We start from the raw sequence: 25596 nt of genomic DNA, 5'->3' as shown, positions 1-25596 counted from the left end.
CACACAAAGCGAACCGTCGGCATGGACGGGGGCCGCACAAGCGGGGGCGGCGGGGCCCTACTTCAGATAGCCGAGCACCGTCATCATCCCGGATTCCGCGTGGTAGACGTTGTGGCAGTGGATCATCCACAGGCCGGGGTTGTCGGCGTCGAAGTCGACGTCGAGCCGCTTGCCCGGCAGCACGATCGAGGTGTCCTTGCGCGCGCCGCCGTCCGCGAGCGCGTACGTGTGGCCGTGCAGGTGCATGGGGTGCCACATCGTCGTGCTGTTCACGAAGGACAGCCGGACCCGCTCGCCCGAGCGGACCGGGTAGCGCTGCGCCGGGTCGTACTTCCTGCCGTTGATGGCCCAGTTGTACGTCATCATCGAGCCGGTCAGCTCGAACTCGATCGTCCGGTCCGGACGCCCCGGTTCGAGCCGCACGGACTCGGCAGCCTTCAGCTGACCGCCGTGGACGACCTTTCCGTCCAGCTCCTTCGGGCGTGCGGAGGCGGTGGGCGCCGATCCGCCGCCGGTACGGAGGACGGCGAGGGCGGTCCTGTTCTTGCCCTCGGCGAGCGCGGTGAGCGGGAAGGCCCCGCTCCCGACGGTGACGAGGGCGTCGAGGCGCTCGCCCATGCCGAGCAGGAGGGCGTCGGCCTTCGTGTGCGCGACGGGGTAGCCGTCGGCGTGCGTGACGGTGAACGCGTGGTCGCCGAGCGCGAGGCGGAAGGCGGTGTCGCCGCCGGCGTTGATGACGCGGAGCCTGATCCGGTCGCCGGGCTCGGCGGTGAAGGTCTGCGGCCTGTCCGGCGTACGGCCGTTGATCAGGTAGTGCGGGTAGCCGACGTCCCCGGCGTCGCCGCCGAGCAGGTCGCTGGTGGCCCCCATGAGCATCCGGGAGGGGCCGGCGGGCTTCGGGGACGGGGACGCGGACTTCCTCGACTTGCTCGTGGTCATCGACATGTTCGACATGTCGTGGCCTTCCATGCCGCCGGACCCGGACCCGCCGTGATCCATGCCGCCGTGATCCATGCCGCCCATGCCCTTGCTCAGCTCGGCGAGCACGGCGTCCGGGGTGGAGCCGTCGACGCCGTCGACCCAGTCGTCGAGGACGATCACCCACTCCTTGTCGTACGTCAGGGGCTCCTTGGGGTCCTCGACGATCAGCGGGGCGTACAGGCCGCGGTCCTGCTGGACCCCGGAGTGGGGGTGCAGCCAGTACGTGCCGGGGCGGGAGACCGCGAAGCGGTACTCGAAGGAGCCGCCGGGCCTGATGTCGCGCTGGGTGAGGCCGGGGACGCCGTCCATGTCGTTGCGCAGGGCGAGGCCGTGCCAGTGGACGCTGGTGGCCTCGGGGAGGTGGTTGGCGAGGGTGAGGGCGAGGGTGTCGCCCGCGGTGACCCGCACCTCCTTGCCGGGGAGCTCGTCCCCGTACGCCCAGGAACGGACGGTGCGCCCGCCCCCGAGGTCGAGCGGGGTCTCGACGGCCGTGAGCGTGAACCTGCGCTCCGGGCCGGGCTTGCGGAGCGCCTCGGTCGCGCCGACCTCCTTGCTGTCGGGGCCGAGGTAGTCGGAGGCCGGCGACGTGCCGCCTCCGCCGGAGGGGTGGTCCATGCCGTTCATGGACCCGGAACAGGCGGTGAGCAGACCGGTGCCCGCGGCGGCGAGGCCGGCACCGAGGACGGTACGACGGGTGAGTCGGGACATGACTGTGGAACCTCTTGACGTGGTCGTTGCGTGAGCAGGACGGCTTTCCGCTCGGTGCGTGGAGCGGGCGGTCCGCCTATATGCGCAACAGGGAGAGGCGGGTCAGGAGGGATCGGGACGACGCGGGAGGCGGGATCGCCCAGAGGGCGTGGGCGAGCGGTGTCGCCGACGGCGGGGCGGCGCGGCGGCGTCGGCGGACGAGCGCGCCGCGGACCGCGAGGAGGAGGCCGATCCCGGCTCCGAGCACGGCCAGACAGACGGCGGCGACACCGGCCCCGTGCGCGGGGGCCGGGGCCTTCGCGTGGCCCGCGTCGGCGACCACGTGCTCCATCGCGGGGGGCGCGAGCCGGCCGGAGACGTGCGCGGGGTCCGCCTGCCCGCTGTAGATGTGCGCGGCGGCCGCGTGCCCGCCGGGCACATGGGCGGGCTCCGCCTGCCCGCCGGAGACGTGCGCGGGCTCCACCTGCCCGTCCGAGACGTGCCCGGCGGCCGCGTGCCCGCCCGCTGCCGGTCCCTGCGCGGCGTCCGCGTGTCCGCCGGGGTGACCGAGGACGTGCATCAGCACGATGCCGACGAGCAGCACGGCGGCGAGCACGAACCGGCCCCACCACGTCGCCGCCCTCGGGCGCCTCTTCACCTCGGATTCCACCCGGCCATCATACGGGGAGGGGGTATCGGATCTCCTGCCGCCCACCGCCTAGGCCGGGTCCGGCGCCTGATCCACAGCCGCCCCCGGCGCCTGGTCCACCCGCTCCTCGCGCGGCGCGGCCGAGGCCAGGATGCGGTCGAGCAGCGCGTCGAGGCCGTCCGTCAGCCCCTGGTAGCCGCCCTTCTCCGCCAGGAAGGGCACGGTCTCGCGCAGCCGGGGAAGCTCGCGGGCCGGCAGCAGGTGCAGGCCCAGGCGGAACGCCGGATCGGGCTCGTCGGGGTTGTCGACCATGGCCCGCAGGTCGCTGAAGATGTAGCCCAGCACCCAGGCGGTGATGGCCCGGTAGGCGACGACGACGTCCTGTTCGCCGAGCCCGGCACGGTGGAGCAGGACCAGGACCCGCTCGTGGGCCTTCAGCACCGCGAGGGGGCGGCGGGCCAGGGGGACGGCGAGCAGCCGGGTGGCGAGGAGCGGCACGACGTGCGGGTGGGCGAGGGAGGTCCGGTACAGGGCACAGGCGCCGCGGCGCAGTTCGGCGCGCCACGCGGGCAGGTCGGGCGGCTGGCCGAGGGGTGTGGGCTCCTCGCGGTCGAGGTCCGCGTGCAGCTCGATGTAGAGCTGTTCGACGAGGCCGTCGAGGAGCGCGTCCTTGCTGGGGGCGTAGCGGTAGAGCGCCATCGCCTCGACGTCGAGTTCGGCGGCGACCCGTCGCATGCTCAGGGCGGACAGGCCCTCGCGGTCCACGACGTCGAGGGCGGCGGCGAGCACGCGTTCACGGCTGAGCCGGCGCCGGCCGCGGCGGCGCTCCGTACTGTGACCGATGTCCACCTTCCGGCGGTCCGGCTGGGGGCTGCTGGCCATGGTGGCGCCTCCGGCTCGATGTCGCGCTGCGACTGGTACCGACTATATCTGAATATCGTGAAGGCATATATTTACACCATAAGTGGACATTCATTGACAGGCCTCACAAGGCGGAGCAATATGTATGTTTAAAACGTAGACGTACGGCGACAGCGTCTGCACCGTCCTCCGTTGGAGGCCGCTGACATGGACGGCAACCGCATCCTCCGCACCGAGTGCCCCGAGCTGAACGACCCGCAGCCCCGCTCCCCGGCCCGCCTGACCCTGGTCATCCCGACGCGCAACGAGCGTGAATCCGTCCCGCTGTTGCTACGCGCCCTGGAACCGGCCTTCGACGGGCTGCCCGTCGAGGTCCTCTTCGTCGACGACAGCGACGACGACACCCCCGAGACGGCCGCGCGCCACGCCCCGGACTGCCGGCTGCCGGTCCGCATGCTGCACCGGGCGCCCGGCGCCCGCGAGGGCGGCCTGGCGGGGGCGGTCCTCGCCGGCGCACGCCACGCCAGGGGCGAGTGGGCCCTCGTCATGGACGCCGACCTCCAGCACCCCCCGGAGGCCGCCGCCGCACTGGCGCGCACGGCCCTGGGACACGGCGTCGACATCGTGGTCGGCACCCGCTACGCGGGGTCCGGATCGACCGGCGAGGGGCTCGACGGCCCCGTACGACGGCTCGTCTCCCGCGGCAGCACGGTCCTCGCCAAGACGGTCTTCCCCCACCGTCTCGCCGGCGTCAGCGACCCGATGAGCGGGCTCTTCGCCTTCCGTACCGCCGCGATCGACCCGGACCGGCTCAGCCCCCTCGGCTTCAAGGTGCTCCTCGAACTGCTCGTCAGGCACCCGGGCGCCCGCGTGGCCGAGGTCTCCTACCGGTTCGCGCCCCGCGCGGCCGGCACCTCCAAGGCCTCGCTGCGCGAAGGGCTGCGGTTCCTGCGCCACCTGGCCCGGCTGCGCCGGCCCGAGCCCGGCGGAAGGCGCGGCGGCGCCCATGCCCGCGACGCCGCACCCGACCGCCCCCGCCTCGGCACCACGGCGCGGTTCTTCGCCTTCGGACTCGTCGGCCTCAGCGGCATCGCCGTCAACACCGCGGCCCTCTGGTTCTTCCACACCGTCGTGGGACTGCATCAGCTGCTCGGCGCCACCCTCGCCACCCAGGTGTCCTCCCTGTGGAACTGGGCCCTCCTGGAGACGCTCGTCTACGGGGGCGGCCAGGGCGGCGGCAAGCGCGCGGCCCTCGTCCGCGGCATCGCCTTCCTCGCCCTGAACAACCTGCTGCTGCTCGGCCGGCTGCCGCTCCTCCAGGCGCTCGTCCTCGCCGGGGTCGGACTGCTCACCGCCAACGTGATCAGCCTCGTCGTGCTCTTCGTGGTCAGGTTCCTCTTCAGCGACCTGCTCATCTACCGCGGCCGCCGTGACGACGGAGCCCGCCGCGACCCCGTGCGCGTCCTCGTCGCCCCCGGCGCCACCGTCCCCGGAGCCCCGCGACCCACCGCCACCCCGGCGCCCGAGGCCCCCGGCGCCGCCCCGGCCCACCCCAAGCGGCCCCGGTACCTGACCTACCGCTACGACATCGCCGGCACCGTCACCATCGGCTCCCAGATACGCCTGCCCGAGCTGGAGTTCTTCCGTGCCCAGTGGGTGCCGCCCGACTCCTGCGACATCACCGTCCGCGTCGGCGACGTGGGCCGCAGGACCCCGCGCCACCGCGCGGTCATGACCGAGATCCCCGGCCGCGGCGCACCGCAGCCCACCACCGTGCAGTACGAGGAGCAGCTCGGCCGCCTCGGCGCCAACTTCCGCGTCGACATCGGCAACCCCATCGATGTCCTCGTCAGCCCGCTGCTCGCCCGCTCCCCGCACGTCGTCTACACCAACGTCCTGGAGGCGCTGCTGCGCTTCGTGCTCGTCTCCCGCGGCCGGATGCTCCTGCACTCCGCCTGCGTCGAGCTCGGCGGCACCGGCGTGATGCTCTCCGCGCTCACCGACACCGGCAAGACGTCCACGGTCCTGCGGCTGCTGAGCGAACACGACGGACGGTTCCTGTCCGACGACATGACCGTCGTCGACGCCACCGGCAACGCCCTGTGCTTCCCCAAGCCGCTCACCATCAGCGCCCACACCCTGCACGCCGTGCGCTCCGACGACCTGACCCCCCGCGAGTGGCACCGGCTGCAGCGGCAGAGCCGCCTGCACTCCAAGGAAGGCCGCTCCTTCGCCTTCACCCTCGCCCGCCACAACCTGCCCATCATGGGCATCAACGCGGTCACCCAGATCCTCGTGCCGCCGCCGAAGTACGCCGTCGACCGGCTCGTGGACTGCCGGCTGAGCAGCGCGGTCAAGGTCACCGAACTGTTCGTCATCGAGCGCGGCGAGCCCCGTCTGAGCGAGCTCGGCCACGAGGAGACCGTACGCCGGCTGCTCGTCAACACCGAGGACGCGTACGGCTTCCCGCCGTTCCGGTACTTCGCCCCCGCCATCACCGTCGACGGACTCGACCACGCCCGGCTGCGCCGCCGCGAACGCGACGTCCTGTCCGGCTTCCTCTCCGGCGTGCGCACCCGGGTCCTGGCCTCCGACCACTTCGGCTGGGCCGACGAGATACCCCGGCTGCTCGCCGCGGACCGGCCGCCGGTCAACGGCCACCGGGTCCCCGCGGCCGACGGGCGTCCCTGGCCGCACTGGGAGCCGGAGACCCCCGAGGGCGCAGCGCCGCAGCCCGTGCGCTCCGTCGCCCTGCCCCTCTACACCGCCGTGCCGACCGACCGCGGCTCCTCCCGTCCGAACGACCCCGGTGGGAGGACGCCATGAGCCGTCCCGCGTACTCCTCTTCGGACACGAAGGCCGCCGACACCGGCACCCCCGCACGGACCGCGGCCGCCGGTCCCCCGGGGACGGCCGAGACTCCGGCGCACCGGGCCCGTCACACCGCCCGCCCGCGCCGGCGTCCCAGCGTCGACCGGCTGGTGCGCGGCGCCCTGCCGCTCACCGCCGTCCTCGCCCTGGCCGCCTTCCTGCGGTTCTGGCAGCTCACCCAGATCGGCTTCAACAGTGACGAGGCCGTCTACACCGGCACCGCCGCCTCTCTGGCCGGCGACCCCGCCATGCAGCCGGTGTTCCCCGTCTTCCGCGCCCACCCCGTCCTGTTCACCGGCTTCCTGTCGCTGTTCCTGCGCGGCGGCACCGACGAGTTCACGGCCCGCGCGGTCGCCGCCGGCGTCGGCGTGGTGACCGTCGTCGTCACGTACCTGCTGGCCAAGCGGCTGTACGGCCGGGGCGCGGGGCTCGCCGCCGCGCTGCTGCTCGCCGTCATGCCGTACCACGTGGTGGTGACCCGTCAGGTGCTGCTCGACGGGCTGATGACGCTGTGCGCGACGGTGGCGCTCTACTGCGTCGTACGGTACGTGCAGGCCGGCCGCGACGGACTCCCGTGGCTGCTCGGCGCCGCGGCGTCGCTCGGGGCCGCCGCGCTCTCCAAGGAGACGGCGCTCGTACTCGTCTGCGGTCTGTACGTCTTCTTCGTCCTCAGCCGTTCGGCGTGGATCCGCTGGCGGCACGCCGTCCTCGCCACCGGCCTCCTCGCCCTCGTCGTCCTCGCCTTCCCGCTCGCGATGTGGATCTCGGGCCGCAGCGCCACCGGGCAGCACTATCTGCAGTGGCAGCTGTTCCGGCGCGCCAACCACCCGATGGGCTTCTACGCGACGACGCTGCCGTGGGTCCTCGGCTGGGCCGTGCTCGCGGCGGCCGTGGTCGGGCTCGTCTGGCTGCGCCGCCGCAACAGCTGGCGCGAGGGTCTGCTGCTGTGCTGGATCGCCGCGCCCGTGCTGTTCTTCACCCTGTGGCCCGTCAAGGGCTTCCCGTACCTGCTGCCGATCGCGCCGCCGCTCGCCGTGCTCGCCGGCCGGACGATCGGCGCCCTGGCCGGGCTCCGGCCGCGGGCCGGCCGGCTGCGGGTCTCACCCCGCCGGCTGTCCGCCGCCGCTGCCGTCCTCGTCGCGCTCGCCGTCGCGCTCTCCCTCGCCCTGCCCTCCGCGGGCCGTATCACGGCCGCCCCGACGGGCTCGTTCCTGGCCGGTTCCGGCGGCCTTGCGGGCGGGCGCGAGGCGGGCCAGTGGGTGCGCGACCACGTCCCCGGCGGGGCACGGCTCCTCGCCGGCGGCCCGTCCGTCGCGAACGTCCTCCAGTTCTACGGGGGCAAACCCGTGTCGGCGCTGTCGGTGAGCGTCAACCGGCTCTACCGCAACCCGTCGTACACACCGGTGCCCAACCCCGACCGCGCCCTGCGCGACGGCGAGTTCCAGTACGTCGTCTGGGACTCCTACACCGCCCGGCGCGCCCCCTTCTACGGCGAGAAGATCCGGCAGCTGGTCGACAAGTACCACGGCAGGGCCGTCTACACCTCCGCCGTGCGGGTACCCGCGTCCCCCACCGACCCGACGCCCACTCCGGTCATCGTCATCTACCAGGTGCGTGTGTCATGAAGCCGCTGACCGTCCGTCTGCTGACAGCGCTGGCCGGCGCGGCACTGCTCCTCGGCCCCACCACGGCCGCGACCGGCGCCGAACCCCGCCCCGACCCGGGCGGCGCCGCCGCCGAACACCGCGCGGCCACCCCCGTCCAGCACTTCATCTACGTGATGCAGGGCCCCCGGACCTTCGACAACTACTTCGGCACCTACCCCGGCGCCGACGGGATTCCCGCCGACGCCTGCCAGCCGCGCACCGTCGGCGGCCCCGCCTCCGACTGCGTGCGGCCCTACGCCCTGCACGCCAGGGCCCCCGCCCCGCTCACCCCGAGCCGCAGCATCATCGCCCAGCAGATCAACGGCGGGCGCATGGACGGCTTCGTCTCCGCGTACACCCGCCAGGGCAGGGACGGCACGACCGTCATGGGCCACTACGACGCCCGGGACGTGCCGTTCGACTGGGCCGCCGCCGACCGCTACGTCCTCTTCGACAAGTTCTTCTCCGCCGTCCCCTACGGCACCGCCACCGAACGCTCCTACTGGGTCTCGGCGGCCGCCCCGACGCGGTCGGGCACCGGGCCCACCATCTTCGACCGGCTCCAACAGGCCGGAGTCAGCTGGAAGTTCTACGTCGAGGACTACCGGCCGGGAGAGAACTACCACGCCCCCGGCGCCACCCAGCCGGTACGCGCCCCGCTCCTCGGCAACGCCCGCTTCGTCGACGACCCCGCACTCGCCTCCCACATCGTGGACCTGGACCAGTACTACCGCGACCTCGACAACGGCACCCTGCCGTCGGTGGCCTACATCGCCAGCTCCGGCTCCTCCGAGCGCTCCGCGCGGGCCATCCCGCCCGGCCAGAAGCTCATCCGCTCGCTCGCCACCCAGCTGGCCCTCAGCCCCTACTGGGACAGCTCGGCGCTGCTGTGGAGCCACGACGGCTCGGGCGGCTGGTACGACCACGTGGCCCCGCCGGCCGCCGCCGACGGCCCGCGCGGACTGCGCGTCCCGGCCCTCCTGATCAGCGCCTACGCACCGGCCGGGCACATCGACCACCGCGTCCTCGACTCCTCGTCGGCGCTGCGGTTCATCGAGGACAACTGGAACCTGGCACCGCTCGGCGGACGGGACACCACCGCCGCCAGCCTCGCCGCCGCCTTCGACTTCTCCGCCGCCCCGCGCCCCCCCGAGGTGCTCGCCGTCCCCTCCGCACGGCCGGTCGTACGACCGGTGAACGCCACCATCGTGTACGCGGTCTACGGCGGCATCCTCGGCGCGGCCGCCCTGCTCGTCGCCGGCACCGCCCGGCTCACCCTCCGCAGGCGCTCCACGACGCCCACGGCCCCGGCCGGCCACGCGGTGCCCGAACCGTCGACGCGGTCCCGCGCGCCGGAGAGGAGCCGACAGTGAACCGCCGCACCGCACGCCGCCACGCCGTCGCGCTCCTCGCCCTGCTCACGGCGCTGCTGCTCGCCTTCACCGGGCCGGCCGCGGCCACCCAGCCCGCCTCCGCCGCCCCGACCCCGGCCCCCCAGCCCGCCTCGGCCGCCGCGACCGTCACCGTCACCTTCCGCACCGTTCCCGCCGTGCCCGGGGTCCGGCTGGTCTTCGGGGGGCAGTCCCTCGTCACGGGCGCCGACGGCACCGCCTCGTACACCGGCCCCCGGACCGCGCAGCGCCAGTCGCTGCGACTGCTCGACACCTCCGTCGACACCCCGGACGCCCGCTACCGGTTCACCCGTTGGGCCGGACAGCGCGACCCGGAGCAGACGTTCCGCAGCCGCGTCGACGGGCTGCCGCTGCGCGCCGACTACACGATCACGGCCGGATTCACCGTGCAGTACCCGGTGACCGTCGCCTTCACCGACCAGCACGGCGCGCCCCTGGACCCGTCCCTGGTCTCCTCGGTGAAGGTCAGGGGCTCCGACGCGCGCATCACCGACCTGTCCGTGGCCGGGACCACCTGGCTGGACGGCGTCGTGCCCGTCTTCCGCAACAGCAGCCTGACGCCCGTTCCGGTCGACTACACCCTGCGGAGCCTCGTCTACGACGGCGTCCAGCTCGCCGACGCCGGCCGGCAGGGCTTCCGGCCGGGACCGGACCGGCACCTGACGTTCACCGGCGCCTTCCACGACCTGACCGTCACCGCCCACGACGCGCTGTTCGGCTCCGCCACGGGCGACCGGGCCACCGTCACGGACCCCGCCGGGCACGTCACGACCGTCTCCCTCGGCCCCGACCACACCGCCGTCCTGGCGCACCTGCCGCGCGGCCGGTACACCGTCGAGGTCAAGGCCCCCGGCGGCAGCACCAACCCGCGCGAGATCCAGCTGTCCCAGGCGGTCACGGCCGACGTGACCGTGGTCAGCCTCGCCGACGTCCTCGTCATCGCCGGCGCCGGCCTGCTGCTCCTCGGGATACCGGTCGTGATCCGGCTGAGGCGCCGGACCCGCCGAACCGCCGCGTACCCGGCGGCCCCCGGCACCCACGCCCGCCGGAGCGCCCCCGCGCCGCGTCAGCCCGTACCGGAGGAAGAACCCGAGCAGCCGGAGGGAGCGGAGAAGGGGAGCCCCACCTCGCGCCCCGGGGCGGCGACCCGATGCTGAGGCGGCTCTGGGCCCTCCTCGCCGCACTCGTCCTGTGCTGGCCGGGCCTCGGTGCCGCCTCGCCGGGCCCCCGGCCCTCCGTCGTTCCCCTCGCCGGCGAGCCGTCCCGTCCGCCGCTGCTCGCCTACTACTACCAGTGGTTCAGCCCCGGCTCCTGGCAGCGGGCCAAGACGGACATGCCGCTGGCGGGCCCGTACTCCAGCGACGACACCCAGGTGATCGACCGCCAGATCTCCGAGGCCAGGTCCGCGGGGATCGACGGGTTCATCGTCGGCTGGAAGCACGGCACCGTGAACGACCGGCGGCTGCGCAAGCTCATCGCCGCCGCCGAGTCCAGGAACTTCAAGCTCGCGATGATCTACCAGAGCCTCGACTTCCACCGCCGGCCGCTGCCCGTCGACCAGGTCGCCGCCGACTTCCGGTACTACCGCGACCACTTCGCCGGCAGCCCCGCCATGCTGCGCATCGCCGGCCGCCCGCTGACCGTCTGGAGCGGCACCTGGCGCTACTCCCACGAAGACGTCGCGAGCGTCACCTCCGCCGTCCGGGGCGAACTGCGGGTCCTGGCCAGCGAGAAGAACGTCGACGGCTACCGGCGGATCGCCGACGTCACCGACGGCGACGCGTACTACTGGTCCTCCGTCGACCCCGAGACCACTCCCGGATACGACGAGAAGCTCCAGGTCATGGCACGGGCCGTGCACGCCGACCACAAGATCTGGCTCGCGCCCTGCGCGCCCGGCTTCGACGCACAGCTCGTCGGCGGCACCAAGCCCGTCCCCCGCCGCGACGGCGCCACGCTCGCCGCCGAGTACGCCGCCGCACTGCGCTCCGCACCGGACGCCATCGGGCTGATCAGCTGGAACGAGTTCTCCGAGAACACCCATGTCGAGCCGTCCCGCGACCACGGCGACCGCTTCCTGCAGGTGCTGCGCGACCTCCGCGGAGTGCCCGCGACCGCCGCGTACGAGGAGAGCGGGAATATCCCCGCCCGGCCGGTCGCACGGCCCGACCCCACCCGTGGCTACTGGGCGTTCGCCGGCGTGGCCGTGCCCCTGCTGCTCGTCACGCCGCTCGCGGTGCGCCGCCTGCGCGCCGCCCGGTCGGCCGCAGCCGAGGGGCGGCGGACGGACCCGGGGCGGCCGGTCAGCAGGTCACCGGCGTCGACCTCGCCGCCGAGTTCCCCGCCAGATCACGCGCCCTGATCTCGTAGGTGTACGAGGCCGGGCAGACGGCCGTCTTGTCGCTGAAGGTGTCCACCGTGTCGGGGACCGTGGCCAGGTGGGTGCCGTCGCGGTACACGTCGTACGCGGCGAGCTGTGTGAGGTCGAGGGCGGCGCCCCACGTCAGCTTCATGGTGGTGGAGGCGGTGCGGGTCACCGTCAGGTCGGCGGGCGCGGTCGGCGGGGTGCTGTCGGGGGTGAAGTCGTAGGTCCGCACGTCGAAGGGGTTGCCGAGGGAGTCCGTCGGGGTCACCGTCAGCGTCGAGCCGAGGACCGAGACGAGCAGGAAGTGGTGGACGTTGGCGTCGGCCGCGGGGACCGGCACCGAGGAGGGGCAGCGCTTGCCGACGTTGGAGCTGTAGGACCAGCCGAGGGCGTAGGCGTCCGTCGGGTCGCAGCCGTGGCCGCCGACCGAGCTGAGCTTGGCGCCCGCGCCGCCGGTCACGTAGCTCGGCACTCCGCCGGGCGGGGCGACGTTGCGCTGGTAGATGTGGGAGTGGCCGTTGAAGGCCAGGTTCACGCCGTTGTCGTGGAGGAGCTGCTCCAGGGTGTCGGTGCTGCCCGGGTTGTTCTTCAGGTACTCGTCGTCCGGCTCGGTCGGGTCGTCGGAGCGCAGCGGGAAGTGGAACGCGGCCACCTTGACGCCGCCCGGGTGCGCGGCGAGGTCCTGCGCGAGCCACTGGTACTCGGCGGAGGCGGGCGTCCAGTGGGCGGCCGCGTCCACCTGGTAGATGTCGCAGTGCGTGGTGCCCTCGCAGTTGCCCCCGTCCGCGGTGCCGACGTTGCTGTCGCTCCAGGAGGCGTCCAGGACGTAGAAGCGGACTCCGCCGCTGCTGAAGGCGTAGTACGTCGTCGGGTAGGTCGCCGGGGTGCTGCCGAAGAACGAGGGGTAGCTCACCTGGGAGTAGACGCCGCTCGAGGCGGCGGTGACGGCGGGCTGCGGCCAGGTCGACAGGAGTGTGGCGGTGCGACCGTGATTGCCGTTGGTGGAGAACATCGGCAGGGTCTGGCCGGGCACGGCGTAGTACTCGGGCGCGAAGACGGCGCTGATGTTGACGCCGGTCTGCTGGAGGTCGCCGTAGTTGGTGGGGCTGCCGCTGGGGTAGGCGACGTCGCCGGTGGAGAGCGCGAAGCGGGCGCCGCTGGCGGCCAGCCGGGACATGACGTTGGCCTGGTCCTGGTTGAGCGCCCCGCTGTTGACGCCGTTGCTGGTGGTGTCGCCCCAGTCGCCGAGGACCGCGAACGTGAAGGGGGCCGGCGAGCCGTCCGGGACCATCGTGGTGAACGAGGGCGAGAAGTTGGTGCCGAGCAGGTCGATCGGGGTGGCGTCGCCGGTGAAGACCCGGTAGCAGTACGGGGTGTCGGGGCTGAGGTTCGGCACGGTCACCGAGTTGTTGTACTCGGTGACGCCGTTGACGGTCATGGTGGTGCCGAGGGTGGCGGAAGTGACGGAGTTGGCCGTGCAGTTGCCGAGCGGTCCGTACTTCACGGTCTGCCGGCTGCGGGTGCTCGTCGCCCATGTCACCCGGACGGAGGTGGGGGTGAGGTCCGTCAGGTACGGGGCCCGGGTGAGGACCGGTGAGGCGCCGGGCAGGTCGGCGTGGGCGGGGGCGGTGCCGAGGGCCGCCGAGAGGGCACCGAGCGCCACGGCGGCGCCGGCGAGACGGAGGGCTCGGCGGCGGCGTCCGACGGATGCGAACACAGGCATTCACGGGTCCTTTCAGCCTCCGTCGCGGCCGGCCGGAGGCGTCGGCCAGAAGACGGTGGGGACGGAGGCACCGTCGGGAAGGTAGGCGCGGCCGTGGGCCGGGGCGGGTCGGCGCGGCCGGGCCGTCCCGGCCGGGCCGTCGCATTCACTCGATCGGTGCGCGCGGTGTCTGCCGGTCGGGCGACAAGCCGTGTCCTGCGGTCTCGCCCGCCGCCCGGTACGGGAAGAAGGGACAGGACCCATGCCCGCGCGCCCCCGTCCGGCGTGCCCGATCCGCCACCCCCTTGGAGGCCCCCCGTGCCGGCACGCGACTCGCAGGACGCCATCCGCCGTCGGTCCGCCGGCCGGCTGCGCGCGGTCCTGGCCGCGGCGGCCGTCGCCGCTTCCACGGCCGTGGTGCCCGCCTCGGCCGCGACGCCGGTGCCGCCCCGGCAGGACGACGCCTCCGACCGTGCCTACGTCTCCAACGCCACCGCCAGGACGGTGTCGTTCCTCGACACGGACGACCGGACCGTCACGCACACCGTGTCCGTGCCGTCCGGCGCGGCCGATGTGGCCGTCTCCCGGCGGATGCACCGCGCCTATGTGACCGGCGGCCATGACTCGCGCACCGTCACCGTCCTGGACACGGACCGGGCCAGGGTCGTCGGCACCCTCCGGGTCGGCGACCGGCCCGAGGGCGTCGCCGTCAGCCGTGACGGCCGGCGCGCCTATGTCGCCAACGCCGGCTCCGGCACCGTGTCGGTCATCGACACCGCCCGGAACCGGGTGGTGCGCACGGTGCGCGTCGGTACGTTCCCCAGGGGTCTGGCTGTCTCGCCGGACGGCGACCGCGTCTACGTCGCCAACCTGCTGTCCGGCAGCGTGTCGGTGATCGACGCCCACCGGGGCCGGGTCGTGGCGACCGTGGAACTGGGCAGCGGCACCGCCGCCTACGACGTGGCCGTCAGCCCGGACGGCACCCTGGCGTACGTGAGCACGGGCAACGGGACCGAGTACGTGTCCGTGCTGGACGCCCGCGCGGCCACCGTCCTCGACGCCGTGCCCGTCGCCGCGGGCGCGGAGTCGCTGGCCGTGGCGCCGGACGGGTCGGAGGTGTACGTGTCCTCCGGCTTCGGGAGCGAGGAGGTGTCGGTCATCGACACCGAGGTCGGCACCGTCGCGCGCAGCTTCCGTGTTCCCGGCGGTGCCGAGGGCCTCGCCCTGGGCTACGAGGGGCGGCAGATGTACGTCGCGACCGGGCTCGGCTCGCGGTCCGCGGTCTACGTCGACACCGAGACGGACCGGGTCATGGGCAGTACGACGGTCGGGTCGGGTCCGATGGACGTGGCCGTCGAGGCCGAGCCGGAGCCGGTGGCCCCGCGGGCCGGTACCGGACGGCGCGTGCACTGGAAGACCGGCGGCGAGCAGTCCGGCACGCGCTGAGCGCCCGCGCCGTGCCCATGACGATCCTCGCCTCCGGGGTCTCCGACTGGTGGTCGCCCGACTACTGGATCTCCACCTTCGGCCTGATCGGCATCCTGGTCGTCGTCTTCGCCGAGTCGGGCCTGTTCGCCTTCCTGCCGGGCGACTCGCTGCTCTTCACCGCCGGCCTGCTCGTCGCCGACGGCCGGTACATCCACCAGCCGCTGTGGCTGGTGATCGTCCTGCTCGTGGTGGCGGCCGTGCTCGGCGACCAGGTGGGCTACTGGATCGGCACGTTCTTCGGTCCCAGGATCTTCAACCGGCCGGACTCCAGGTTCTTCAGGCGGGAGAACCTGGACAAGGCGCACGAGTTCCTGGAGAAGTACGGGCCGAAGGCGATCGTCCTGGCCCGTTTCGTGCCGATCGTGCGGACGTTCGCGCCGATCGTGGCGGGGGCGGGACGCATGAGGTACCGGACGTTCCTCACGTACAACGTGATCGGTGCCGTCGGCTGGGGCGCGGGCGTCACGCTCGCCGGCTACTGGCTCGGCCGGGTCGGCTTCGTCCGGGCCCACGTCGAGGTCATCCTCATCGGGATCGTCCTGCTGTCGTTGATCCCGGTGGTCCTCGGTGCCCTCAAGAGCCGCCGAAAGGCGAAGGAGACTTCCACGGACACCCCACGGTCCTCCCCCCACGACCGCTGACATGGCGGCCTGGCGGATGCGTGCAGCCCTGCCCCGGGAGGGCGCCGCGCCCGGCCAGCAGCCGTTCCCACTTGCCGTAGCGGAGGCGGCGGGCGAAGCGGCCGTACCGCTCACGGAGCGCGGGGTTGACGGCGCCGCTGCCGAGGGACGACAGCCGATGCACCTGCGGGGTGAAGTGGTGCCCCACGGAGTCAACGGGGCTTTCCTCGAAGGGCTTTCCTCGCCGGACGGAAGGCGGCCGACGCCCGCGGGCTGCCCCAGCACGGATCAGGACTCGTCGCCCAGACCGCGGCCGGGTGCGCTCATGTCTCCCGTGGCGGGCGTGCCCTCGGCGCGATCGTAGCGCAGGTGCACGGTGCCCTTGGGGCTGGCCTCCGGCGGCTCCAGGAGCGTGACGTTGGTGGGCACCGCGCCGTCCTCGAACACCTTCTTGCCGACGCCGAGCACGACGGGGTGCAGCCAGAGGTCCAGGCGGTCGAAGAGCTTCTCGTGCAGGAGGGTCTGCACCAGGTTCAGGCTGCCGACGACCGTCACCTGCTCATGCCGCTCGCGGATCTCGCGCACCGCGCCGGGCAGGTCCGGGCCGAGCTGCTCGGAGCCGGCCCAGGGCAGATCGGGCTTGCCACGGGAGGCCACGTACTTCGGGATGCGGTTGAAGAGCCTGCCGAAGTGGTCGTCCTGCTGCGGCCAGTACGAGGCGAAGATGTCGTACGTGCGCCGGCCGAGCAGGAGGGCGTCCGTGCCCTGGTACGCCGCCTGGATCTGGGCGCCCGTGGCCTCGTCGATCAGGGGTGCCTGCCAGCCCCCGAAGGGGAACCCCTCGGGGTCCTCGTCGGGGCCGCCGGGCGCCTGCCCGACGAGGTCGAGGGTCGAGAACATGGCGATGTGGATGAGGCCCATGGCTTGCTCCTGATGCGTCGAACGGTCTCGTCAAGAGGTAGACCCGGGGACGACCGCGGAATCATCGCCACGAAGCCGGTTCACCCATTCGGACGAACCGGACACGAACCCGGCCCCGCCCCCCTGACGCGGGCACGAGCACCACACAGCTGGTTCCCCCCTCCATAGTCAGCGGCCTCATATCGTCCCCGATCAGCGCAACACGGACGGGCGCTGGTTCGGCCGCTCCGCGGGACTCCGCGAGGCACGGAGGAGGCCCATGGCGGCCGGGCGCATGTGTGCAAGGCGAACTATGGTGCCCCACCACATACGCGCCCGACCTGCGGCTTCCTACGGTGTGGCGACACCGAAACGTCCCCGCACAACCGCCTGGAAGTGGTGCACATGGCCGCCGCAACAACCGCTCCCACACCCCCCGGTTCCCTCAAGCGCATCGTCGCCGCCAGTCTCATCGGCACGACCATCGAGTGGTACGACTTCTTCCTGTACGGGTCCGCCGCCGCGCTGGTCTTCAACAAGCTGTTCTTCCCCGAGTCCGACCCGCTGGTCGGGACGCTGCTGTCGTTCCTGACCTACGCGGTCGGGTTCGCCGCGCGGCCGCTCGGCGCACTCGTCTTCGGACACTACGGGGACCGGCTCGGGCGGAAGAAGCTGCTGGTCCTGAGCCTGCTGATGATGGGTGGGGCGACGTTCGCGATCGGACTGCTGCCGACGCACGCGACCGTCGGCTCCGCCGCTCCGGTGCTGCTCACGGCGCTGCGTCTGGTCCAGGGCTTCGCGCTCGGCGGTGAGTGGGGCGGCGCCGTGCTGCTCGTGTCCGAGCACGGCGACGCGAAGCGGCGCGGGTTCTGGGCCTCCTGGCCGCAGACCGGCGCGCCGGCCGGGCAGCTGCTCGCGACCGGTGTGCTGTCCGCGCTGACCGCGCTGCTCTCCGACGCCGCCTTCGCCTCCTGGGGCTGGCGCGTGCCCTTCCTGCTCTCCGGCGTCCTGGTGATCGTCGGCCTGTGGATCCGGCTCTCCGTCGACGAGTCGCCCGTCTTCAAGGCGGCGCTCGCCGCCGCCGAAGAGCGCAGGGCGCTCGCCGGACAGGTCGAGAAGATGCCGCTGGTCGCCGTGCTGAAGCACCACTGGCGGGACGTGCTGATCGCGATGGGCGCCCGCATGGCGGAGAACATCTCGTACTACGTGATCACCGCCTTCATCCTCGTGTACGCGACCACGCAGGTCGGCCTGAGCAAGCAGACCGCCCTCAACGCCGTCCTCATCGCCTCCGCCGTCCACTTCGCCGTCATCCCCGCCTGGGGCGCGCTCTCCGACCGGATCGGCCGCCGTCCGGTCTACCTGATCGGCGCGGTCGGCGTCGGGGCCTGGATGTTCCCGTTCTTCCTGCTCATCGACCACGGCAGCTTCGGCTCCCTGCTCCTGGCCGTCACGGTCGGTCTGGTCCTGCACGGGGCGATGTACGCGCCGCAGGCGGCCTTCTTCTCGGAGATGTTCGCGACCCGGATGCGCTATTCGGGCGCCTCCATCGGCGCCCAGTTCTCCTCGGTGGCGGCCGGAGCCCCGGCGCCGCTCATCGCGACCGCGCTCCTCCAGGACCACGGCACCTCGACGCCGATCGCCCTGTACGTGATCGCCGCCGCGCTGCTCACCGTCGTGGCGCTCGCCTGCGCCCGCGAGACCCGCGAGCGCGACCTCGGCGAGATCGCCGAGGACGCCCCGCAGGCCGCCGCCCCGGTCCGCGCCGACGCCTGACCGGAGTACGGCACCCACCACCCCGAGCGGCCCTCTTCGCCCCGGCGGAGGGGGCCGCTCTCTCAGGAGAGCGCCCGGCGGAGCGCGTGCTTGTCGGGCTTGCCGGTGCTGCTGAGCGGGATGGCCTTCAACACGTGGAATGTGTCGGGGACATGACGGCCGCTCTTCCGGGCGGCGACGAAGTCGCGCAGCTCGTCGACGTCGGCGCCGTGACCGGGGGCGGGCACGATGGCGGCGTGGACGCGCTCGGGGGTGCCGTCATGACGCATCCCGAAGACGGCGCACTCTGCGACGGCGGGATGGGCCGTCAGCACCTCCTCGATCTCGCTGGGATAGACCTCCGCACCGTCGACGGTGATCGTGTCGTGGCCGCGGTCGACGAGGAAGAGGTAGCCGTCGTCGTCGAGGTAGCCGATGTCGCCGGTTCTCACCCAGCCGTCGTGCAACACGCGTGCGGTCAGCTCGGGCTGCTTCCAGTAGCCGTTCATGGCGCTGTGGGTGCGGGCGTGGATCTCGCCTTCGCTGCCGGCCGGGAGCACGCCGCCGTGCCGGCCGACGATGCGGAGTTCGACGCCGGGCATGGCACGACCGACTGTGATCTGCCCGTGCCGGCCGACGAGGTGGTGCTCCTCGGGGCGGACCTCGGTGAGCCCGAGCGTCTCGTTCTGCCCGTACCAACTCTGCAGCACCTTGCCGAAGACGCTCTCGGTCTGCCGCAGCCTGGTCGTCGACGCGGGGCTCCCCCCATAGGTGATCCGCCGGATGCTGGACGTGTCGGTGGCAGGCAGGGCGGGATGGTCGAGGAGCTGGTGCAGGAGCGGCGGCAGGAGAAACAGCCGGGTGATCCGCTCGCGTTCGATCGCCGCGAGGGCCTCGCCGGGATCGAAAGCGGACTGCAGGACGACCGATCCGCCCTGGAGGAGCGCCAGGTCCGCCCAGAGCCCGGCGATGTGCGTGAGTGGCGTACATGCCAGATAGCGGAACGGGGCGTCCTCGGGGGAGCGCAGGTCCTCCAGGGTGCGCCGGTACGGGCCGTGCCTCATCTGCAGGCTCTTCGGCAGCCCGGTCGTGGTGCCGCCCGTGTGCCGGATGCACCAGTCGTCGTCGGCGCCGACCTGCACGCTCACGGGCGCCGACGGCTGCCCGGCCGCCGCCGCGCAGATGTCGTCGGCGGCCGGGTGCGGGCCCAGCGTCGCGAGCAGCGGCACGTGGAGAAGCGGCGCGAGCCGGTCCAGGTCCGCGTACCGGGTGGGGTCGACGAGGAGCAGCTCGGTGTCCACGACGTCCATCAGGTGCGCCAGGACGTCCGTGGACAGCCCCTCGTACAGGGGTGTCACACGCGCCCCGGCCAGGTTGGCGGCGTAGCGCGCGATGAGCGCCTGAGGGGTGTTGCCGGTGAGCAGGGAGACGGTCTGCCCGCGCCGGATGCCGCGCGCGATCAGCTCCCGGGCGAGCCGGTGGACGCTGTCGCGCAGCTCGCCCGCGGTGATGTGCCGGCGGTCATCACGGATGATCACGGGCAGGTCGGGACGGCCCGCCAGGGTGTCGAGGATGGCTTCCGTGTAGCTGACGAAGCCCTGGTCGGCCGTCTCGGGCCGGAGGTCGGACATCTGTGTCCCTCGGGGTCGTGGGGAGGAGTGCGGCGGCGGGTCGGCCGGGGTGTGCTTCGCAGCCGTCACGGGACCAGGGAGGCGGACCTGGCGTGGTGTTCGAGGGGAGTGAGGCTCGGCAGGTCGTCGAGGGGCTGATCGGTGAAGAAGCGATCCATCAACTGGGACATCTCCTGCGGGCGTTCGAGATGACAGAGGTGGTCGGCTCCCCTGATCAGGGTGAAGACGCTTCCGTCGATGGTGCCGGCGACCTCGCGCCCGAGATCGGGGTAGGTGAGGCTGTCGTGTTCGCCGGTGAAGACCAGCGCCGGAACGTCCCGGACGCCGCCGGGCCGCAGCCCCTGCCAGTCGATGACACGGCGGGTGGAGGCGAGATGCCGTGGGATGTCGGCGTGCGTGACCGACCCCATCGTGCGGGCGAGGACGCGGGTGACGACCGCTCGTTTCTGGACGTCCCGTTCGCCGGGAGACAGCAGCGCCGCGATGCTCATACGGGCGTAGGCGTCGGGGTCGCCGGACTGCAGGGCGTCGGCCATCGCCTGGAGCGCGGCGCGCTGATCCGGCGGGTACACGGGAGCCGCGCCCACCAGGGCCAGGCGGGCGACGCGTTCGGGATGGTCCTGGGCCAGGCCGTAGGCGATCGGCGCGGCGTAGGAGGCGCCGAAGAGGTTCACCCGTCCCAGGCCCAGCCGGTCCACCATGTCCGCCAGCGCGCCGGTGAGGAAGTCGAAGCCGTACGAGGCGGGCAGCACATCGGCCGCGCCCGATCCAGGCAGGTCCACGCTGACGACGGTCGCCGACGCCGTCCAGCGTGCTTCGAGCCGTTGATAGGCGTACATGTCCTGGAAGGCGCCCCCGAGTACGACGACGGGCTCGGTGACGGGAGCGGTGTTCTCGACGATCCGGCACCGGTAGCCGAAGCCGTCGAAGGTGAGGTGACGGATCCTCTCAGCGTTCATGCCCGGTCAACCGGAACGCGCGGACAAAGGTCACGCGTTCGGCGTTCATGTGACCGGCTCGTCCGTGCGCGCTGTCCGGAGACCTGTGGGCCGCTGCCGGGCGGACGGGCCGCCGGGTCGGCGGCAGAGGGTCGTCAAACCTGTGGGCCGCTGCGGGCGGACGGGCCGCCGGGCCGGTGGCAGAGCGTCGTCAGGTCCGTCCGTCGGCCGTCGCCAGTGGTGCCGAGGCCGGGGCGCGGCGGCCGGGCAGCAGTGCTGCCACGACGACGGTGCAGACGGTGAGGGCGGCCGTCAGGCCGAAGGCGTGGGCGAACGCCGTGGCGGTGTGGTCACCGCGCTGGAGCAGGACGGCGAGGGTGGCGATGCCGAAGGAACCGCCGAGCTGCTGGAGGATGCGCGTCGTGGTGCTGGCGTCCGCGACCTGGGAGTCCGCGAGGCCCTGGTAGGCACCGACCGTGACAGCGAGGTTGACGGCGCTCATACCGAGGCCACGGAAGAACAGGGCGACGCCGATCACCGCGCCCTCGGCCACCGAGGCGGCGAAGGGCCACGTCGCGACCGCGCTCAGCAGCAGGCCGGTCACCACGACCGGACGGGGCCCGATCCGGTCGGTGAGCACCCCGGCCCCCCGCGCCGCCAGCGCGCCGACGCCCTGCGGAACGAGCAGGAGACCGGTGGCGACGACGCCCTTGTCGAGCACGAGCTGGCAGTACAGCGGCAGCAGGAACATCCCGCCGTACATGGTCAGACCGCCGGCGAACATCAGCACCGACGTCGCGGCGAAGGAGCGCAGCCCGAACAGACGCAGGTCGATGAGGGGCGCGCTGCTCCGCAGGCTCCGTCCGACGAACGCCACGACCAGGACGACTCCCGCCGCGATCGGCAGGAGTACTCGCCCTTGTCCCGCACCGCCCCCGCCGCCGCACTGCGAGAGCCCGTACACGAGCCCGGTGAGGCCCGGACAGACCAGCAGCAGCCCTACGACATCGAGGCGGGAAGCACGCTGCCGACGGTCCCGGGGCACGCCCCGCCAGGCGAGGAACAGCGCCAACGCACAGACCGGCAGGTTGACGTAGAAGATCCAGCGCCAGCTGAGGTGCCCGAGCAGCAGCCCGCCGAACACCGGCCCCAGGACCGGGCCGAGGAGAGCCGGCAACGAGACCACCGCGATGAGCCGGCCGACGCTCCGCCCACCGCTGGCCCGGATGACGATGGTCTGCAGGACCGGCGTCATCAGCCCCGCACCGGCGCCCTGAACGCTTCGGAACAGGACGAGCGACTCGACGCTCCGGGCGGAGGCGCACAGCAGCGAACCGACGGAGAACACGGCCAGCGCGCCCAGCCAGACCCGCCGCGTCCCGAACCGGTTACCGGCCCAGCCGCTCACCGGCATGACCATCGCGAACGTCAGCAGGTAGGCGGTGCTCACCCACTGCACGGTCGTCGTCGGGACACCGAGGTCGTCGGCGAGGGCGTCGACCGCCACGGAGACGATCGTGCTGTCGAGGAGCGGGGCGAAGGCCCCCACGGCGAGCACACCGCACAGCCTGAGCAGGGCGGGATCAAGGCGTTCCTTGGTCATGCGGCTCCCTCGGGATTCGCCCCGAGAACGATCAGGGAGCCCGTGGCGTCACGGGCTCACCGGCCCGAGTTCGCGGGACGCCGCTCATCGGCCCGATCCCACCGACGCGGTACGGCCCCGCGGTTCAGCGGGTGACGGCCGCCGCCATCGCGTGCAGGCGCAGGGCCAGCTGGATCTCCAGGGCGCGGGCCGGGGACTGCCAGTCGGGGCCGAGGAGCCGGCCGACGCGCTCCAGGCGCTGGGCCACCGTGTTGACGTGGACGTGGAGTTCGTCCTTGGTGCGGGCCGGGCTCATGCCGCTGGCGAAGTAGGCGTCCAGGGTGCGGACCAGGTCGGTGCCGCGGCGCAGGTCGTAGTCGACGACCTGGCCGATCGTCCGGCCCACGAAGCCGTCGATGTCCCGGCCGTCGGCGAGGAGGAGGCCGAGGAAGCCGAGGTCCTCGGCGGCCGCGCCCTGGCCCGAGCGGTGCAGCAGGACGAGCGCGTCCAGGCAGCGGCGGGCCTCCTCGTACGCGAGGGCCACCTGGTCCGGGCGGTCGAGGACCTTCCGTACGGGAGCGGAGGCGCCGACGGTGACCGGCTCGCGCAGGGTGCCGCCCAGGCTCCTGGCGGTCTGGCGGGCGAGCTCGGCCGCGCTCTCCCCCGGCCCGAGCGGCAGCAGCAGGACCGTACCGCCGTCGCGGGCCGAGGCGAGTCCGTGGCGGGTGGCGGCCAGGTGCGAGGCCGCCGACCACAGGCGCCGGCGGTCGGCGCTCTCCCGGCGCCCGGCGTCGGAGTCGGCGGCGTCCTCGGCGGCCCTGTCGATCCGTGCGGCGAGCACGACGTGCGGGGCCTCGCTGTCGGTACGGAGGCGGGCGGCGCGCTCGCGCAGCAGGCGGGGGTCCCGGTCGGGGGCGTCCAGGAGGTCGTCGAGGAGCTCGCCCCGTACCCGCTGTTCGGCCTCGCCCGCGGAGCGGCGGGCGAGCAGCAGCAGGGAGGTCACGAGGGCGGCGCGCTCCAGGGTGCGCTGGTCGACGGGGTCGAGCTCGGGCTGCCCGTGGAGGACGAGCGCGCCGAGCGTCTCGTCGCCGGCGGAGACGGCCGCCACCCAGTCGTCGCCCTCGCGGACCGCGTGGCCGCCGGCGCGGCGGGCGGAGCCCGCGCCCGCCTCGGTGAACTCGACGGTGCCGCCGAGGACCTCGGAGACGGCGTGGGCCACGTCGTGGACGCCGCCGCCGTGCAGGACGAGCTCGGAGAGCCGGTCGTGGACGTCGGAGGCCCGCTCGATGACGGCGCTGTGCTCGCGGATGATGTCGTTGGCCCGCTCCAGCTCGGCGAGGGCCGAGCGGGTCTCGGCGAGCAGGTTGGCGGTGTCGATGGCGACGGCGGCGTGCGCGGCGAGGGAGCCGAGGAGGGCGACCTGCTCGCGCTCGAAGACCCTGGCCCTGCGGTCGGCGGCGAACAGCACGCCGATGACCTGGCTGCCGAGGCTGAGCGGCACGCCGAGGATGGCGACGAGGCCCTCGTCCCGTACGGCGGCGTCGATGGCGCGCGTGTGCTGGAAGCGCGGGTCCGCGAAGTAGTCCTCGGTGACGTAGGGCCGGGCGGTCTGGGCGACGAGGCCGCCGAGCCCCTCGCCCATGCCGAGCCGGACCTGCTGGAACCGGGCGGAGACCGAGCCCTCGGTGACCCGCATGTACGTGTCGCCGGCCGCCGGGTCGTTGAGGCTGAGGTAGGCGACCTCGGTGCCGAGGAGCGAGCGGGCGCGCTGCACGATGGCCCGCAGCACCGCGTCGAGGTCGCGGAGCCCCGCGAGGTCGTGGGCGGTGGCGAAGAGGGCGGAGAGTTCCGCCTCGCGGCGCCGCCGCCCCTCCAGCTCGGCCCGGACCCGTAGCGCGAGCTGCTTGGCCTCTTCGAGTTCGGCCAGCACCTCGGGGCCCGCGCCGCTCGCGCGGGCGAGCAGCACGGGCCGGTCGTAGGCCTCCGTCGCCGCTCCCCGGGCGAGGAGTTCCAGGTAGGAGACGAGTTCGTGGGACATGGACACAGGGATACCTGCCGTACGTGTGGTCGCACCACCCCTGTGGACAACCGTGGGGGTCTGTCTCAGTGGGCGGTCCAGCCGCCGTCGAGGGTGAGGGAGCTGCCGGTGATGAACGAGGCTTGCGGGCTGCAGAGGTAGAGGACGGCCTCGGCGACCTCCTCCGGTTCGATGAGCCGCTTGAGCGCCGAGTCCTTGAGGAGGACTTCGGTGAGCACGCGCTCCGGCGGGATGCCGTGGGCGGCGGCCTGGTCGCTGATCTGCCGTTCGACCAGCGGGGTACGGACATAGCCGGGGTTGACGCAGTTGGAGGTGACCCCGTGCGGGGCGCCTTCGAGGGCGGCGGTCTTGGAGAGGCCCTCCAGACCGTGTTTGGCGGCCACATAGGCGGACTTGAAGGCGGAGGCGCGCAGCCCGTGGACGGACGAGAGGTTCACGATCCGCCCCCAGCCCTGGCCGTACATATGGGGCAGGGCGCCGCGGATGAGCCGGAAGGGCGCCTCCAGCATCACCGTGAGGACGGTGTGGAAGACGTCCGGCGGGAACTCCTCGATGGGGCGGACCAGCTGGATCCCGGCGTTGTTGACGAGGATGTCGGTGCCGGCGGCCGCGGCCTCCGCCGCGTCCAGGTCGGTCAGGTCGAGGAGGTGGGGTTCGAGGGTGCCGGGGAGCGCGTCGGCCTCGTCCGCCAGGGTCCGCAGGCCCTCGGCGGCCCGGTCGACCGCTCTGACCCGGGCCCCGGCGGCGGCGAGCCGCAGGGCGCAGGCGCGCCCGATGCCGCCGGCCGCGCCGGTGACGAGCGCGGTGCGGCCGGTGAGGTCGAGGGCGAGGGCCGCGGCGTGGGGCAGGGGCGAGGCGACGTCGTTCCCGGGGGCGGCGGCGAATTCGGTGCCGGGGACGGTGATGGGTGCGCTCATGCTCCGCACCCTATGAACGGGCCCCTCCCCCACCGATGTGCGCCGGGCCCATAGTTCAGTTGGTTGCTGTGGTGCGGAACCATGTGGGGTCGTCGGCGAGCGCCTTCTCGATCCGCAGATAGGAGAAACGCTTCATCTCCGGCAGGTCGTCCACCTCGAACCAGCCGACCTCGGTCGACTCGTCGTCGTTGACCCGCGCCTCGCCCCCGACGGCCCGGCAGCGGAAGGCGACGTCCATGTACTGGCAGGTGTCGCCGTTGGGGTAGACGACGGGCTTGCGGAGGGTCTCCACGAGCAGGATCCGCTCGGGCACGCAGCGCACGGCGGTCTCCTCGTACACCTCGCGCACCACGGCGTCGGCGGGCTGCTCCCCCGGGTCGACGATGCCGCCGACGATCGCCCAGAGGCCGTTGTCGGCCCGCTTGCCGAGCAGGACCCGGCCCCGGTCGTCGAAGACGACGGCGCTGACGCCCGGCAGGAAGAGCAGCTGGTGGCCGGCCGTCTTGCGCAGTTCGAGGATGAAGTCAGGAATACCCATGCCCCGACCCTAGAT

Annotated in this window: 18 protein-coding genes and 1 pseudogene; 8 read left to right on the top strand and 11 right to left on the bottom strand. The window is 73.1% G+C overall.

Annotation, left to right across the window (positions count from 1 at the left end; all coding sequences use genetic code 11):
* Positions 1-57 precede the first annotated feature (57 nt).
* The 3 genes from ABT041_RS10035 to ABT041_RS10025 form a co-directional block, all read right to left on the bottom strand.
* Entirely contained in the window at positions 58-1689 is a 1632-nt protein-coding gene (locus tag ABT041_RS10035) for a multicopper oxidase family protein (protein ID WP_351181915.1), read from the bottom strand.
* Positions 1690-1765: 76 nt separating this feature from the next.
* Positions 1766-2338: a hypothetical protein gene (locus ABT041_RS10030; RefSeq protein ID WP_351181912.1), complete on the bottom strand. Its 573-nt coding sequence runs from the start codon at positions 2336-2338 to the stop codon at positions 1766-1768.
* A gap of 48 nt (positions 2339-2386) precedes the next feature.
* A complete protein-coding gene (locus tag ABT041_RS10025) occupies positions 2387-3199 on the bottom strand; it encodes a TetR/AcrR family transcriptional regulator (protein WP_351181909.1) in 813 nt (270 codons plus the stop codon).
* 186 nt (positions 3200-3385) lie between these two features.
* Between ABT041_RS10025 and ABT041_RS10020 the strand changes: the two genes are divergently transcribed.
* From ABT041_RS10020 to ABT041_RS10000, 5 genes are read left to right on the top strand one after another with little or no spacing between them, the layout of a single operon-like run.
* Entirely contained in the window at positions 3386-6004 is a 2619-nt protein-coding gene (locus tag ABT041_RS10020) for a glycosyltransferase (RefSeq protein ID WP_351181906.1), read from the top strand.
* Positions 6001-7674 carry an ArnT family glycosyltransferase gene (locus tag ABT041_RS10015; RefSeq protein WP_351181903.1) on the top strand — a complete coding sequence of 558 codons (1674 nt, stop codon included), beginning with the start codon at positions 6001-6003 and terminating at the stop codon, positions 7672-7674. Before ABT041_RS10020 ends, ABT041_RS10015 begins: the two co-directional genes overlap by 4 nt.
* The gene (locus ABT041_RS10010) at positions 7671-9068 is read left to right on the top strand and encodes an alkaline phosphatase family protein (protein ID WP_351181900.1); all 1398 of its coding nucleotides are present in this window, start codon (positions 7671-7673) and stop codon (positions 9066-9068) included. Before ABT041_RS10015 ends, ABT041_RS10010 begins: the two co-directional genes overlap by 4 nt.
* Positions 9065-10264 (top strand): hypothetical protein, encoded by a 1200-nt coding sequence (locus ABT041_RS10005; RefSeq protein WP_351181897.1) that lies wholly within the window; start codon positions 9065-9067, stop codon positions 10262-10264. The genes ABT041_RS10010 and ABT041_RS10005 overlap by 4 nt, the downstream gene beginning before the upstream one ends.
* On the top strand, positions 10258-11469 hold the full coding sequence (locus ABT041_RS10000) for an endo-1,3-alpha-glucanase family glycosylhydrolase (RefSeq protein WP_351181894.1): 1212 nt from the start codon (positions 10258-10260) through the stop codon (positions 11467-11469). Before ABT041_RS10005 ends, ABT041_RS10000 begins: the two co-directional genes overlap by 7 nt.
* Here ABT041_RS10000 and ABT041_RS09995 read toward each other — a convergent pair.
* Positions 11411-13195: a purple acid phosphatase family protein gene (locus ABT041_RS09995; RefSeq protein WP_351181891.1), complete on the bottom strand. Its 1785-nt coding sequence runs from the start codon at positions 13193-13195 to the stop codon at positions 11411-11413. The genes ABT041_RS10000 and ABT041_RS09995 overlap by 59 nt on opposite strands.
* A gap of 297 nt (positions 13196-13492) precedes the next feature.
* Between ABT041_RS09995 and ABT041_RS09990 the strand changes: the two genes are divergently transcribed.
* Together ABT041_RS09990 and ABT041_RS09985 are read left to right on the top strand one after the other, a co-directional pair.
* Positions 13493-14620: a cytochrome D1 domain-containing protein gene (locus ABT041_RS09990; RefSeq protein WP_351181888.1), complete on the top strand. Its 1128-nt coding sequence runs from the start codon at positions 13493-13495 to the stop codon at positions 14618-14620.
* 17 nt (positions 14621-14637) lie between these two features.
* Positions 14638-15214, top strand: a pseudogene (locus ABT041_RS09985) (VTT domain-containing protein); the annotation flags it as partial.
* Positions 15215-15570: 356 nt separating this feature from the next.
* Here the strand turns inward: ABT041_RS09985 and ABT041_RS09980 are convergent.
* The gene (locus ABT041_RS09980) at positions 15571-16203 is read right to left on the bottom strand and encodes a dihydrofolate reductase family protein (RefSeq protein ID WP_351181885.1); all 633 of its coding nucleotides are present in this window, start codon (positions 16201-16203) and stop codon (positions 15571-15573) included.
* 384 nt (positions 16204-16587) lie between these two features.
* On the opposite strand from ABT041_RS09980, the gene ABT041_RS09975 reads away from it, so the two are divergent.
* Positions 16588-17958, top strand: coding sequence for an MFS transporter (locus ABT041_RS09975; protein ID WP_351181882.1), 1371 nt, complete (start codon positions 16588-16590; stop codon positions 17956-17958).
* Between the two features lie 62 nt (positions 17959-18020).
* On the opposite strand, the gene ABT041_RS09970 is transcribed toward ABT041_RS09975, so the two are convergent.
* The 6 genes from ABT041_RS09970 to ABT041_RS09945 form a co-directional block, all read right to left on the bottom strand.
* Positions 18021-19568 carry a class I adenylate-forming enzyme family protein gene (locus tag ABT041_RS09970; RefSeq protein ID WP_351181879.1) on the bottom strand — a complete coding sequence of 516 codons (1548 nt, stop codon included), beginning with the start codon at positions 19566-19568 and terminating at the stop codon, positions 18021-18023.
* A gap of 65 nt (positions 19569-19633) precedes the next feature.
* Positions 19634-20527 carry an alpha/beta fold hydrolase gene (locus ABT041_RS09965; RefSeq protein WP_351181876.1) on the bottom strand — a complete coding sequence of 298 codons (894 nt, stop codon included), beginning with the start codon at positions 20525-20527 and terminating at the stop codon, positions 19634-19636.
* Between the two features lie 190 nt (positions 20528-20717).
* On the bottom strand, positions 20718-22109 hold the full coding sequence (locus ABT041_RS09960; protein ID WP_351181873.1) for a DHA2 family efflux MFS transporter permease subunit: 1392 nt from the start codon (positions 22107-22109) through the stop codon (positions 20718-20720).
* Between the two features lie 124 nt (positions 22110-22233).
* Positions 22234-24126, bottom strand: a complete 1893-nt coding sequence (locus ABT041_RS09955) for a helix-turn-helix domain-containing protein (RefSeq protein ID WP_351181870.1) — start codon at positions 24124-24126, stop codon at positions 22234-22236.
* Positions 24127-24191: 65 nt separating this feature from the next.
* Positions 24192-25043: a 3-hydroxybutyrate dehydrogenase gene (locus tag ABT041_RS09950; RefSeq protein ID WP_351181867.1), complete on the bottom strand. Its 852-nt coding sequence runs from the start codon at positions 25041-25043 to the stop codon at positions 24192-24194.
* 55 nt (positions 25044-25098) lie between these two features.
* Positions 25099-25581, bottom strand: coding sequence for an NUDIX hydrolase (locus ABT041_RS09945; RefSeq protein ID WP_351181864.1), 483 nt, complete (start codon positions 25579-25581; stop codon positions 25099-25101).
* Positions 25582-25596 lie beyond the last annotated feature (15 nt).

This window comes from Streptomyces sp. NPDC002825 (assembly GCF_040295385.1).
Classification (GTDB): domain Bacteria; phylum Actinomycetota; class Actinomycetes; order Streptomycetales; family Streptomycetaceae; genus Streptomyces.
This window is presented reverse-complemented; position numbering and strand designations above follow the sequence as displayed.

Excerpts from the sequence above, each read along its gene's own strand:
- ABT041_RS10035 (WP_351181915.1), bottom strand. The coding sequence starts at position 1,689 with ATGTCCCGACTCACCCGTCGTACCGTCCTCGGTGCCGGCCTCGCCGCC.
- ABT041_RS10025 (WP_351181909.1), bottom strand. The coding sequence starts at position 3,199 with ATGGCCAGCAGCCCCCAGCCGGACCGCCGGAAGGTGGACATCGGTCAC.
- ABT041_RS10020 (WP_351181906.1), top strand. The coding sequence starts at position 3,386 with ATGGACGGCAACCGCATCCTCCGCACCGAGTGCCCCGAGCTGAACGAC.
- ABT041_RS10015 (WP_351181903.1), top strand. The coding sequence starts at position 6,001 with ATGAGCCGTCCCGCGTACTCCTCTTCGGACACGAAGGCCGCCGACACC.
- ABT041_RS10010 (WP_351181900.1), top strand. The coding sequence starts at position 7,671 with ATGAAGCCGCTGACCGTCCGTCTGCTGACAGCGCTGGCCGGCGCGGCA.
- ABT041_RS10000 (WP_351181894.1), top strand. The coding sequence starts at position 10,258 with ATGCTGAGGCGGCTCTGGGCCCTCCTCGCCGCACTCGTCCTGTGCTGG.
- ABT041_RS09995 (WP_351181891.1), bottom strand. The coding sequence starts at position 13,195 with ATGCCTGTGTTCGCATCCGTCGGACGCCGCCGCCGAGCCCTCCGTCTC.
- ABT041_RS09980 (WP_351181885.1), bottom strand. The coding sequence starts at position 16,203 with ATGGGCCTCATCCACATCGCCATGTTCTCGACCCTCGACCTCGTCGGG.
- ABT041_RS09975 (WP_351181882.1), top strand. The coding sequence starts at position 16,588 with ATGGCCGCCGCAACAACCGCTCCCACACCCCCCGGTTCCCTCAAGCGC.
- ABT041_RS09970 (WP_351181879.1), bottom strand. The coding sequence starts at position 19,568 with ATGTCCGACCTCCGGCCCGAGACGGCCGACCAGGGCTTCGTCAGCTAC.
- ABT041_RS09965 (WP_351181876.1), bottom strand. The coding sequence starts at position 20,527 with ATGAACGCTGAGAGGATCCGTCACCTCACCTTCGACGGCTTCGGCTAC.
- ABT041_RS09960 (WP_351181873.1), bottom strand. The coding sequence starts at position 22,109 with ATGACCAAGGAACGCCTTGATCCCGCCCTGCTCAGGCTGTGCGGTGTG.
- ABT041_RS09955 (WP_351181870.1), bottom strand. The coding sequence starts at position 24,126 with ATGTCCCACGAACTCGTCTCCTACCTGGAACTCCTCGCCCGGGGAGCG.
- ABT041_RS09950 (WP_351181867.1), bottom strand. The coding sequence starts at position 25,043 with ATGAGCGCACCCATCACCGTCCCCGGCACCGAATTCGCCGCCGCCCCC.
- ABT041_RS09945 (WP_351181864.1), bottom strand. The coding sequence starts at position 25,581 with ATGGGTATTCCTGACTTCATCCTCGAACTGCGCAAGACGGCCGGCCAC.